Here is an 11,628-nt window from a genome sequence, read left to right on the forward strand (position 1 = left end):
GAAACGGATATTGCCATCTTTTCTCTTCATGCTGTAAAGAACGTTACTACTGCGGAAGGAGGCGCCATCTGTCTGAATCTTCCTGCCCCCTTTGATAATGCGGAACTTTATAAAGAACTCCGTATGATGAGCCTGAATTGTCAGACTAAAGATGCTTTTTCTAAATCCAAAGCCGGTGGCTGGCGTTACGACATAGTCGGTTTGGGAATGAAAATAAATATGGCTGATGTAAATGCGGCTATAGGCTTGGCTCAGATACGGGAATATCCGGAACTGCTGAAAGAGCGTAAAAAAGTCTTCAACACCTATTCGAAAGGATTTGCGGATTGTGACTGGGCTGTTCTGCCACCTTCTGTGGACGGAGAAAAAGAGAGCTCATACCACATCTATGCGTTGCGTATCAAAGGATTTACTGAAGAACAGCGTGATCATATGATTGATGAGATAGCCAAAAGCGAAGTTGCTGTGAATGTCCATTTTATCCCGATGCCGATGCTCTCTTTCTTTAACTCATTAGGATATGATATAAAGGATTATCCTCAAGCCTATGAGAACTTTAAGGGAGAGATTTCCTTGCCTATTTATCCGCAGCTGGATGAAGAACAATTATCCTTCATAATTAAGACTGTAAAGTCCGCATATGATAAAGTGACCGGTGATAAATGATGATTCGCTTCTTTGATATCCTTTTCTCCTTTTTAGGCATCCTGTTCCTGTCTCCTGTTTTCTTGCTTTTGTATGTTGCCATTCGTCTTGAGAGTAAAGGCGGTGGCTTTTATAAGCAATTGCGTGTCGGGCTTAATGGCAAGGACTTTTATGTCTATAAGTTCCGTTCGATGCGTATTGGTTCGGATAAACAAGGCTTGATAACGGTAGGTGGGCGTGATCCTCGTATTACCCGTATTGGCTATTTTATCCGTAAATACAAGTTGGATGAATTGCCTCAGTTGTTTAATGTCCTGAAAGGTGATATGAGTTTGGTCGGTCCCCGTCCGGAAGTTCGTAAGTATGTCGATTTATATACGGAAGAACAGAGAAAGGTTTTGTCCGTGCGTCCTGGAATAACCGATTATGCGTCCATTGAATATGTGGATGAAAATACGATATTAGGGCAAGCTGATGATGCGGATAAAGTGTATGTAGAGTTGATACTTCCGGACAAGATACGCTATAATATGAAGTATATTGAGCATCGGTCAGTGGCGGAATATTTCAAAATTATATTTTTGACGATATGGAACATTGTCCGTTGATAAGACACTTCATTGTGATAATAAGATGGTTATTTGTTCCATATAACATCTGGAAGAAATAATATGTGTGTACCTTCATGAAAAAATAAGGACTTTAAAACTTACATTAAAGAGATTTTGGAATCTTTTTTATAAGTATAATTGATGTTATGATTAAAGTAAACAGGTTATATGTAAAAAATATGTGATATAAAAAACGATTGCACTTATTGTAGGGGAGTACAATTGATATAAGGTTCTTTACTAGATATTTTGTGTTCTGTAGAAAAATGAAAGTACTTATATTTCTAATATTCACACAGTCAGAGCTTTATAACTTTTCTCCGAAAAACCTTTGTTTCCACCCTTTTTCCTTCTTTTATTAGAGATTAAATCTTCACCTTTGCAGCATCGTTGATCAGCGAAGTGAATTAAAAACAAAATTTAAATCTCTAAAAGAAAAAAGTATGAGTGTAATTTTTAGAACGGTGGAAAGACCGTCAGACCCTCGGGTTGAGGATTCTCCCAAGAAGTATTTCCCACAGTTAATAACATTAGGACAAAGTGTAGACTTGGCATTTATTGCCCAAAAGATGCAGGACCGTTCTTCACTTTCTATCGGTGATATCCGGAGTACGATGCAGAACTTCGTGGAAAAGCTGAAAGAACAATTGTTGGAGGGTAAAACGGTAAATATTGCAGGATTGGGCGTGTTTATGCTGTCTGCTAAATCTAAAGGGGAAGACAAAACTGAAGATGTGACTGCCAAAAGTGTGGAAAGTGTCCGTATCTGCTTCCAGGCCAATAGAGAGCTGAAGATAACCAAAACAGCTACCCGTGCCGGTGAGAAACTGGATTTGGTGAGTCTGGATGATTACCTGAAAGGATTATCGAATGTTCCTTCAGGGGGTGGCTCGGATAGTGGTTCGGGCAATACGCCCGGTGGTGGAGTAGACGAGAATCCGCTTGGATAAATTGATAATTAAAAATTAAGAGATCGCTATGAAGAAAACGAGTTGGAATGTGATATTGAAAGTGATTATTGCCATAGCCAGCGCCGTAGCCGGTGTGATTGGCGGACAGGCAATGACTATTTAAGAATAAGTTTGATTTGATGTAAAGAGCTATTTCCGAAAAACCGGGAATAGCTCTTTTTTTTGTTTGGTAGAATAGGGGTGTTTTTGATTAATAAGCATTATCTTTGCCATCCCCTTTTTCTGAAAAGTATCAGTGGAGAGGGTATCGGTAATTTATAATTTGTAGCATTCAAGAGATGGCAGAACAGAAAAGAACTCCCCGAAGTAATTCTAAAACAAAAGTGCAGCCGGTAACTGATTATGGACGTATTCAGCCACAAGCACCGGAGTTGGAAGAAGCTGTATTGGGAGCATTGATGATAGAGAAAGACGCTTATTCGTTGGTAAGTGAAATTCTACGTCCGGAGTCTTTTTATGAGCACCGGCACCAATTGATTTATTCCGCTATCACCGACCTGGCCGTGAACCAGAAGCCGGTGGATATCCTGACTGTAAAAGAACAGCTTGCCAAACGCGGAGATTTGGAAGAAGTGGGTGGTCCGTTCTATATTACCCAGTTAAGTAGTAAGGTTGCTTCTTCGGCACACATTGAATATCATGCCCGTATCATCGCACAGAAGGCATTGGCCCGCGAACTGATTACATTTACCAGTAATGTGCAGAGTAAAGCCTTTGATGAAACTCTGGACGTAGATGACCTGATGCAGGAGGCTGAGGGAAGGTTGTTCGAGATTTCCCAGCAGAACATGAAAAAGGATTATACTCAGATTAATCCTGTAATTGCCGAAGCCTATCAGTTGATTCAGACAGCTGCTGCCCGTACCGATGGTTTAAGTGGTCTGGAGAGTGGTTTTACCAAACTTGACAAGATGACTTCCGGTTGGCAAAAATCCGACCTTATCATTATAGCTGCACGTCCTGCCATGGGTAAAACGGCGTTCGTGCTTTCTATGGCGAAGAATATAGCTGTGAATTACCGGAATGCGGTGGCTGTGTTCTCGCTTGAAATGAGTAACGTACAGTTGGTGAATCGTTTGATCTCCAATGCGTGCGAGATTCCGAGTGAGAAAATCAAGAGTGGACAGTTGGCGGATTATGAGTGGCAACAGTTGGATTATAAGTTACGTGACCTTTTGGATGCCCCATTGTATGTAGATGATACGCCTTCGTTATCAGTATTTGAACTTCGTACGAAGGCTCGTCGTCTGGTGCGCGAACATGGGGTGAAAATCATTATTATCGACTACCTTCAGTTGATGAATGCGAGTGGTATGTCGTTCGGTAGCCGTCAGGAAGAGGTAAGTACCATTTCACGTTCGTTGAAGGGGTTGGCGAAAGAACTGAACATCCCGATTATAGCCCTATCGCAGTTGAACCGTGGTGTGGAAAATCGTGAGGGTGAAGAAGGTAAGCGTCCGCAGTTGAGTGACTTGCGTGAATCGGGAGCCATTGAGCAGGATGCCGATATGGTATGTTTCATTCACCGTCCTGAGTATTATAAGATTTATACTTCGCAAGATGGTACGGATTTACGCGGTATGGCGGAAATTATTATCGCCAAGCATCGTAATGGTGCGGTAGGTGATGTAAGACTGCGTTTTATTGGTCAGTATACCCGTTTCCAGAATCCGGAGGATGATATGATGATTCCGCAGCCGGTAGATGGCGGTGGCGGACTAATAGGTTCAAAGATGAATGCTGCAAGTGATGGTAGTATACCGCCTCCGGTTGACTTTGCCCCTCAAACGGACAATCCATTCGGAGGAGTGGGGACGGATGGACCGTTGCCGTTCTGAGTTCGGGATAATTTATGGAAGTATTTTAATAGGCAGCCGGAATTACTTTTTATCAAGTAGTTTCGGCTCTTTTTATTATTTTCTTATCAGATAATTCCCTGTCATCCAAAAAAACTTTGTAATTTTGCGGGTCACTTTTGAAAACAATAAAAAAATAATGATATGAATATCTCTTATAATTGGTTGAAAGAGTATGTCGATTTCGATTTGACACCGGAAGAAGTTGCGGCTGCACTGACTTCTATTGGCTTGGAAACAGGAAGTGTAGAAGAAGTACAGACGATTAAAGGCGGACTGGAAGGGCTCGTTATCGGTGAAGTGTTGACATGCATTCCTCATCCGAATTCAGACCACATGCACGTGACTACTGTGAATCTGGGACAGGGAGAACCTGTGCAGATTGTATGCGGTGCGCCGAATGTGGCTACCGGTCAGAAAGTGGTGGTTGCCACTTTGGGTGCTAAACTCTATGACGGGGATGAATGTTTTACGATTAAGAAGTCAAAACTCCGTGGCGTAGAGTCTAACGGAATGATTTGTGCAGAAGACGAAATCGGTATCGGTACGGATCATGCAGGTATCATCGTATTGCCGGCAGATGCGGTTCCGGGTACTCTCGCCAAAGACTATTATAACATCAAGAGCGACTATGTACTGGAAGTAGATATCACTCCGAATCGTGCCGATGCTTGTTCGCACTATGGTGTAGCCCGTGATTTGTATGCTTACCTGGTGCAGAATAATAAACCGACCTCCTTGAAAAAGCCATTGGTAGATGCTTTCGTTGTTGAAAACCATGATTTGGACATCAAGGTTACAGTGGAAAACAGTGAAGCGTGTCCTCGTTATGCCGGTGTGACGGTGAAAGGCGTGACGGTGAAGGAAAGTCCGGAATGGTTGCAGAACAAACTCCGTATTATCGGGCTGCGTCCTATTAATAATGTGGTAGATATCACGAATTATATTGTTCATGCGTTCGGTCAACCGCTGCATTGCTTTGATGCGGATAAAATAAAAGGTGGCGAAGTTATTGTGAAAACCATGCCCGAAGGTACTCCGTTTGTTACGCTGGATGGTGTAGAACGTAAATTGTCTGATCGCGACCTGATGATTTGTGATCAGGAGAAACCTATGTGTATCGCCGGTGTATTCGGTGGCCTGGACTCCGGTTCTACGGAAACCACTAAGGACGTATTCCTGGAAAGTGCTTATTTCCATCCGACATGGGTGCGTAAAACCGCCCGCCGTCATGGATTGAATACGGATGCTTCTTTCCGTTTCGAAAGAGGTATTGACCCCAATATCACTATTTACTGTCTGAAACTGGCTGCTATGATGGTGAAAGAACTGGCCGGTGGCACTATCTCTTCTGAGGTGAAGGATATATGTGCTGCTCCCGCCCAGGATTTCGTGGTAGAGCTGGCTTATGAAAAAGTAAATTCATTGGTAGGTAAAGTTATTCCGGTGGATACTATCAAGAGCATCGTCTCCAGTCTGGAAATGAAAATAACCAATGAGACGGCAGAAGGTTTGACGTTGGCTGTACCGCCTTATCGCGTAGATGTGCAGCGCGATTGTGATGTCATTGAAGATATTCTCCGTATTTACGGATATAATAATGTTGAGATTCCGTCTACGCTGAAGTCAAGCTTGACTACGAAGGGGGAACATGATAAGTCGAATAAACTGCAAAATCTCGTAGCTGAACAGTTGGTGGGTTGTGGTTTCAATGAGATTCTGAATAACTCATTGACCCGTGCCGCTTATTACGACGGAATGGAAACCTATCCTTCCAAGAATCTGGTGATGCTGCTGAATCCGTTGAGCACGGATCTGAATGCCATGCGCCAGACCTTATTATTCGGTGGTTTGGAAAGTATCTCTCACAACGCCAACCGTAAGAATGCCGACTTGAAATTCTTCGAATTCGGAAACTGCTACTATTTCAACGAAGAGAAGAAGAATCCGGAAAAGTCATTGGCTGCCTATACCGAGAATTATCATCTTGGTTTGTGGGTAACAGGTAAGAAAGTCTCCAACTCATGGGCGCATACCGATGAAGAAAGTTCTGTATATGAACTGAAAGCTTACGTAGAAAATATTTTCCTCCGTCTGGGGCTGAATATGAGAAATCTGGTGATAGGTAATCTGACGGATGACATCTATGCAACTGCCTTGTCTGTTCAGACGAAAGGCGGAAAGCGTCTTGCAACCTTCGGTATCGTAACGAAGAAGATTCTGAAAGCTTTCGATATTGACAATGAAGTGTATTACGCTGACTTGAACTGGAAAGAGTTGATGAAAGCCATCCGTTCCGTGAAAATCAGTTATACGGAAATCTCCAAGTTCCCTGCTGTGAAACGCGACCTTGCCTTGTTGCTTGATAAAAAGGTGCAATTCGCAGAAATAGAGAAGATAGCTTACGATACAGAGAAAAAGTTGCTGAAAGAAGTGTCCCTCTTCGACGTTTACGAAGGCAAAAATCTGGAAGCAGGCAAGAAATCATATGCAGTGAGCTTCTTGTTGCAAGACGAGACACAGACATTGAACGATAAGATGATTGATAAAATCATGTCGAAACTTGTGAAGAATCTGGAAGAAAAACTGGATGCAAAGCTGCGCTAATTAATAATTAAATAATTAATATTTAAAACATAAAACCAATGGGAAGAGCGTTTGAATATAGAAAAGCTGCCAAATTGAAGAGATGGGGTCACATGGCGAAGACCTTTACAAGACTGGGTAAACAAATTGCTATTGCTGTAAAGGCTGGTGGCCCGGAACCGGAAAATAATCCGACGCTGCGTTCTGTTATCGCTACTTGTAAGCGTGAAAACATGCCGAAAGATAACATCGACCGCGCTATCAAGAATGCAATGGGTAAGGACCAGAGTGATTACAAAGGAATGACATACGAAGGATACGGCCCTCACGGTATTGCCGTATTTGTAGATACTTTGACCGACAACACCACCCGTACTGTTGCTGATGTACGTTCCGTATTCAATAAGTTTGGTGGAAACTTGGGAACTATGGGTTCATTGGCTTTCCTGTTCGACCATAAGTGTATGTTTACTTTCAAGAAAAAAGACGGTGTGGACATGGAAGAACTTATCCTCGACTTGATTGACTACGATGTAGATGATGAGTTCGAAGAGGATGAAGAAGAAGGTACAATCACTATTTATGGAGATCCGAAGAGCTATGCTGCTATTCAGAAGCATCTGGAAGAATATGGCTTCGAAGATGTCGGTGGTGAATTTACCTATATCCCGAACGATACGAAAGAGGTTACTCCCGAGCAGCGTGAGACTCTCGATAAGATGATAGAACGCCTCGAAGAATTTGATGACGTACAAACGGTTTATACCAACATGAAGCCGGAGGAGAGTGAAGAGTAATGAAGTATACTTATAAAACTCAAGGTACGTGTAGTTCTCACATCGAATTGGAAATAGAAGATAATATAATAACAGATATTGCATTTTGGGGAGGTTGCAACGGTAACTTACAAGGCATTTCCCGATTAGTGAAAGGAATGCCTGTGGGGGATGTGCTTTCCCGTCTGGAAGGAATCCGTTGTGGAAGACGTTCCACCTCTTGTCCGGACCAGTTGTGTCGAGCACTGCATGAAATGGGATTCTAACCCGCTCACCGTACTTTAAGGAAACATAGTCAGCCCTGGTATTTCAAAATGCCGGGGCTTCTTTTTTGAACTGAAAACATAGTTCGCTTGTTATTATTTCGTAATTTTACGCCATTAAAATATCGAACAATGAAAAATATTCTGAAAGACTTGAAACGACGAGACCACAAACGATATCTGGGTGGTCTGGACGTGTTTAAATATATCGGTCCGGGTTTGTTGGTAACGGTTGGTTTTATTGATCCGGGAAACTGGGCTTCTAACTTTGCGGCAGGTTCGGAATTTGGTTATTCCTTGTTGTGGGTAGTGACTCTATCAACGATAATGCTGATTGTATTGCAGCACAATGTGGCCCACTTGGGCATTGTTACGGGTTTGTGTCTGTCGGAAGCTGCTACAAAATACACTCCTAAATGGGTGTCCCGCCCGATTCTGGGTACTGCGGTGCTTGCTTCCATATCGACTTCGCTTGCTGAGATTCTCGGAGGAGCCATTGCGTTGGAAATGCTTTTTGATATTCCGATAATCTGGGGGGCAATATTAACGACAATCTTTGTCGTGATTATGCTTTTCACAAACTCATATAAAAAAATAGAGCGTTCCATTATCGCATTTGTTTCTGTTATCGGACTTTCTTTTATTTACGAACTCTTCCTGGTGGAGATTGACTGGCCGTTGGCTGTGGAAGGATGGGTGACACCGGCCTTTCCGAAAGGAAGTATGCTGATTATTATGAGTGTGCTGGGAGCGGTTGTAATGCCACACAACCTGTTTTTGCATTCGGAGGTGATTCAGAGCCACGAATACAATAAGCAGGATGATTCTTCTATACGGAAAGTGTTGAAATATGAATTGTTTGATACACTCTTCTCTATGATTGTAGGATGGGCCATCAATAGCGCCATGATACTGCTGGCTGCCGCTACTTTCTTTAAAAGCGGCATTCAGGTTGAAGAGTTGCAACAGGCTAAGTCTTTGTTGGAACCCTTGCTTGGAAACAGTGCGGCCATAGTGTTTGCCCTGGCATTGCTGATGGCGGGTATATCTTCCACCATTACCAGCGGTATGGCGGCAGGCTCTATTTTTGCCGGTATCTTCGGAGAGTCTTACCATATCAAGGATAGCCACTCGCAGGTAGGTGTTATTCTTTCATTAGGTATTGCGCTGCTGCTGATATTCTTTATTGGTGACCCTTTCAAAGGGCTGCTGATTTCGCAGATGGTACTGAGTATACAGTTGCCGTTTACCGTTTTCCTGCAAGTGGGACTGACATCTTCCCGCAAGGTAATGGGGCAATACGTCAACAGTAAATGGAGCAGTTTTGTGCTCTACGCTATTGCTGGCATTGTGACGGTATTGAATATCATGTTATTGATATCCGAATTGTCATGATACGGGAATATTTGATTGAATATCAAATACATATATTGGAATATAAAGATATAATGCAAAATAATAAATGATATGAAGATTATTACATACAACGTAAACGGATTGCGTGCAGCGGTCAGTAAAGGTTTACCCGAATGGCTGGAACAGGAACAGGCTGACGTGGTATGCATCCAGGAAACAAAATTACAACCGGATCAGTATCCGGAAGAAGCTCTGAAAGCATTGGGATATAAACACTATCTGTATTCTGCACAGAAGAAAGGATATAGCGGAGTCGCAATTCTTACGAAGCGGGAACCGGATCATGTAGAGTATGGCATGGGCATAGAAGAGTACGACAATGAAGGCCGTTTCATCCGTGCTGACTATGGAGATATATCTGTGGTAAGTGTATATCATCCGTCAGGGACGAGTGGAGACGAGCGCCAGGCATTTAAAATGGTATGGCTGGAGAAATTCCAGGAATATGTGACGGAATTACGGAAATCACGTCCGAAACTGATTCTCTGTGGAGATTATAATATTTGCCATGAACCTATAGACATCCATGACCCCATTCGCAATGCCACGAACAGTGGTTTCTTGCCGGAAGAACGGGAATGGATGACACGCTTTCTGAATGGCGGCTTTATTGATACTTTCCGTTTGTTGCATCCCGAACAACAGGAATACACCTGGTGGAGCTATCGTTTCAATTCCCGCACGAAAAACAAGGGGTGGCGTATTGATTATTGTATGGTGACCGAACCCGTCCGTCCGATGTTGAAGGAAGCACGCATACTCAATGATGCTGTCCATTCCGACCACTGTCCCATGTTGTTGGAAATAGAGGAATAAGAAAGGGAGGAGAACCATGTTTGAGGAAAGAATAGAGAAAGCGGCAGAACTGTTTAAGAGTGGTTTCAATTGTTCCCAGTCCGTTGTGCTCGCTTTTGCCGATATGTATGGATTTACGCAGGAACAAGCGGCACGAATGGCTGCTTCTTTCGGAGGTGGTATAGGTCGTATGAGGCAAACGTGTGGTGCGGCGTGCGGCATGTTTTTGCTTGCAGGACTGGAGACCGGTGCAACAGATCCTAAGGACCGTGAAGGAAAAGGCGCCAACTATGCCGTGGTGCAGGAATTGGCCGCTGAGTTCAAGAAACGCAACGGTTCTACCATCTGTGCCGAACTGTTAGGTCTTAAAAAGCCCGAAGGAGTTTCAATGCCCGAAGAACGTACCGAACAATATTATGCTAAACGCCCTTGTGTCAGGATGGTAGAGGAGGCCGCCCGCATCTGGGCTGAGTATCTTGAAAACAGACGGTCTGTTTAGTCCGAACAGATGGTCTATTTGACCCGAACAGACCATCTGTTTGCTTTCAACAGACGGTCTGTTTTGATAGAATGGATTATTATTTTTGGTCTTACTCGCTGAAAAAATGCTCTTTTTATGACATATAATGCAAAAAAACAGATAATAACGTGTTATATAACATAAAAATAACTATATTTGCCCCTGAAATAAAATCTGAACCTCTTCTCTAAGAGAATTTAGATGAAAGCATGTATAACTAAAAACAAAAAGAAAATGTTAAAAGAAAAAGCTGGTGAAACTGCAGGAAAAATTTGGAATGCACTGAATGAGACTGAAGGTTTAACTGCTAAACAAATCAAGAAAGCAACAAAGTTGGTAGACAAAGATTTGTTCTTGGGCCTTGGCTGGTTATTGAGAGAAGAAAAAATCTCTACTCAGGAAGTAGAAGGCGAACTGTTTGTTAAGTTGGTTTAAGAGAGAGATTGACATTTATCTTATAAAAAGAAGCGTTGATACATTATATATGTTATCAACGCTTCTTTTTTGTATTTCACCCTTCCGGATTGATCAGGGGGCAAGTCTTTCCTGCTTCCAGTTGCCATTTTCCTGTGGGGTATACAGGATGCGGTCATGTAAACGGTTCTCCCGTCCCTGCCAAAATTCGAAACGGGTAGGGGTTACTGCAAATCCACCCCAGTTATCGGGACGCTTGATTTCATGTCCTGCCAGTTTGAAGACCTCTTTCACGAAAGCCCGCATAATCTCCATACGGCTGTTTATAACCCGGCTTTGCGGGGATATTCTTGCACCGATCTTGCTTTTATACGGTCTGCTTGCAAAGTAAGTATCCGAAACTGTATCGGAGCATTTCTCCGCCTTGCCCTCAATGTGTATCTGTCTTTCGAGCTTATGCCACACAAAAGAGAGGGAGATGTACGGATTGCCTGCCAGTTGCCTGCCTTTGCGGCTCTCATAGTTCGTAAAGAATATGAATCTGTCATCTTCTAATCCTTTCAGCAGAACGGTACGCGTGGAAGGATGTCCTTCGGCTGAAACAGTTGCCACTATCATAGCCGTAGGTTCATCTTCCCGGCTGTTGATGGCCTCATTGAGCCATTCTTCAAACTGCTTGAAAGGATTGTCGTTGATGACACATTGTGTCAACTTGCCTTTGGTATATTCTTTCCTGATTTCGGATATTCTGGCTTTCATATTTTTGCCTTTGTTG

The 11,628-nt window shown here is 42.9% G+C and carries 13 protein-coding genes; 12 read left to right on the forward strand and 1 reads right to left on the reverse strand.

Translation table 11 applies throughout. From position 1 onward, the window contains the following. From BUC01_RS01495 to BUC01_RS01545, 12 genes are all read left to right on the forward strand, one after another. A partial coding sequence (locus BUC01_RS01495) for a DegT/DnrJ/EryC1/StrS family aminotransferase (protein ID WP_175560850.1) occupies positions 1–666 on the forward strand: 666 nt, incomplete at its 5' end. Beyond that, positions 666–1,253, forward strand: coding sequence for a sugar transferase (locus BUC01_RS01500; RefSeq protein WP_025834565.1), 588 nt, complete (start codon positions 666–668; stop codon positions 1,251–1,253). The genes BUC01_RS01495 and BUC01_RS01500, both read left to right, overlap by 1 nt. 446 nt (positions 1,254–1,699) lie before the next feature. Next, complete coding sequence (locus tag BUC01_RS01505) at positions 1,700–2,206, forward strand: HU family DNA-binding protein (protein ID WP_025834566.1); 507 nt, start codon at positions 1,700–1,702, stop codon at positions 2,204–2,206. Positions 2,207–2,234: 28 nt separating this feature from the next. Further along, positions 2,235–2,330 carry a smalltalk protein gene (locus BUC01_RS25365; protein ID WP_009128363.1) on the forward strand — a complete coding sequence of 32 codons (96 nt, stop codon included), beginning with the start codon at positions 2,235–2,237 and terminating at the stop codon, positions 2,328–2,330. Between the two features lie 175 nt (positions 2,331–2,505). Further along, positions 2,506–4,065: a replicative DNA helicase gene (gene dnaB / locus BUC01_RS01510; RefSeq protein ID WP_025834567.1), complete on the forward strand. Its 1,560-nt coding sequence runs from the start codon at positions 2,506–2,508 to the stop codon at positions 4,063–4,065. 162 nt (positions 4,066–4,227) lie between these two features. After that, positions 4,228–6,690, forward strand: coding sequence for a phenylalanine--tRNA ligase subunit beta (pheT, locus tag BUC01_RS01515; RefSeq protein ID WP_025834568.1), 2,463 nt, complete (start codon positions 4,228–4,230; stop codon positions 6,688–6,690). Between the two features lie 38 nt (positions 6,691–6,728). Beyond that, complete coding sequence (locus BUC01_RS01520; RefSeq protein ID WP_025834570.1) at positions 6,729–7,466, forward strand: YebC/PmpR family DNA-binding transcriptional regulator; 738 nt, start codon at positions 6,729–6,731, stop codon at positions 7,464–7,466. Then, positions 7,466–7,711, forward strand: coding sequence for a TIGR03905 family TSCPD domain-containing protein (locus BUC01_RS01525; protein ID WP_025834572.1), 246 nt, complete (start codon positions 7,466–7,468; stop codon positions 7,709–7,711). The genes BUC01_RS01520 and BUC01_RS01525 overlap by 1 nt, the downstream gene beginning before the upstream one ends. Before the next feature lie 129 nt (positions 7,712–7,840). After that, on the forward strand, positions 7,841–9,103 hold the full coding sequence (locus tag BUC01_RS01530; RefSeq protein ID WP_073312522.1) for an Nramp family divalent metal transporter: 1,263 nt from the start codon (positions 7,841–7,843) through the stop codon (positions 9,101–9,103). Positions 9,104–9,175: 72 nt separating this feature from the next. Further along, positions 9,176–9,940, forward strand: coding sequence for an exodeoxyribonuclease III (locus BUC01_RS01535; protein ID WP_025834573.1), 765 nt, complete (start codon positions 9,176–9,178; stop codon positions 9,938–9,940). A gap of 16 nt (positions 9,941–9,956) precedes the next feature. Further along, positions 9,957–10,418: a C-GCAxxG-C-C family protein gene (locus tag BUC01_RS01540; protein WP_073312524.1), complete on the forward strand. Its 462-nt coding sequence runs from the start codon at positions 9,957–9,959 to the stop codon at positions 10,416–10,418. Positions 10,419–10,673: 255 nt separating this feature from the next. Further along, positions 10,674–10,874, forward strand: a complete 201-nt coding sequence (locus BUC01_RS01545) for a winged helix-turn-helix domain-containing protein (RefSeq protein WP_009128350.1) — start codon at positions 10,674–10,676, stop codon at positions 10,872–10,874. Between the two features lie 93 nt (positions 10,875–10,967). On the opposite strand, the gene pdxH is transcribed toward BUC01_RS01545, so the two are convergent. Next, complete coding sequence (gene pdxH / locus BUC01_RS01550) at positions 10,968–11,612, reverse strand: pyridoxamine 5'-phosphate oxidase (RefSeq protein WP_025834578.1); 645 nt, start codon at positions 11,610–11,612, stop codon at positions 10,968–10,970. Between the last annotated feature and the right edge of the window lie 16 nt (positions 11,613–11,628).

Source organism: Bacteroides stercorirosoris, from assembly GCF_900142015.1.
Taxonomy (GTDB): domain Bacteria; phylum Bacteroidota; class Bacteroidia; order Bacteroidales; family Bacteroidaceae; genus Bacteroides; species Bacteroides stercorirosoris.

Excerpts from the sequence above, each read along its gene's own strand:
- BUC01_RS01500 (WP_025834565.1), top strand. The coding sequence starts at position 666 with ATGATTCGCTTCTTTGATATCCTTTTCTCCTTTTTAGGCATCCTGTTC.
- BUC01_RS01505 (WP_025834566.1), top strand. The coding sequence starts at position 1,700 with ATGAGTGTAATTTTTAGAACGGTGGAAAGACCGTCAGACCCTCGGGTT.
- BUC01_RS25365 (WP_009128363.1), top strand. The coding sequence starts at position 2,235 with ATGAAGAAAACGAGTTGGAATGTGATATTGAAAGTGATTATTGCCATA.
- dnaB (WP_025834567.1), top strand. The coding sequence starts at position 2,506 with ATGGCAGAACAGAAAAGAACTCCCCGAAGTAATTCTAAAACAAAAGTG.
- pheT (WP_025834568.1), top strand. The coding sequence starts at position 4,228 with ATGAATATCTCTTATAATTGGTTGAAAGAGTATGTCGATTTCGATTTG.
- BUC01_RS01520 (WP_025834570.1), top strand. The coding sequence starts at position 6,729 with ATGGGAAGAGCGTTTGAATATAGAAAAGCTGCCAAATTGAAGAGATGG.
- BUC01_RS01525 (WP_025834572.1), top strand. The coding sequence starts at position 7,466 with ATGAAGTATACTTATAAAACTCAAGGTACGTGTAGTTCTCACATCGAA.
- BUC01_RS01530 (WP_073312522.1), top strand. The coding sequence starts at position 7,841 with ATGAAAAATATTCTGAAAGACTTGAAACGACGAGACCACAAACGATAT.
- BUC01_RS01535 (WP_025834573.1), top strand. The coding sequence starts at position 9,176 with ATGAAGATTATTACATACAACGTAAACGGATTGCGTGCAGCGGTCAGT.
- BUC01_RS01540 (WP_073312524.1), top strand. The coding sequence starts at position 9,957 with ATGTTTGAGGAAAGAATAGAGAAAGCGGCAGAACTGTTTAAGAGTGGT.
- BUC01_RS01545 (WP_009128350.1), top strand. The coding sequence starts at position 10,674 with ATGTTAAAAGAAAAAGCTGGTGAAACTGCAGGAAAAATTTGGAATGCA.
- pdxH (WP_025834578.1), bottom strand. The coding sequence starts at position 11,612 with ATGAAAGCCAGAATATCCGAAATCAGGAAAGAATATACCAAAGGCAAG.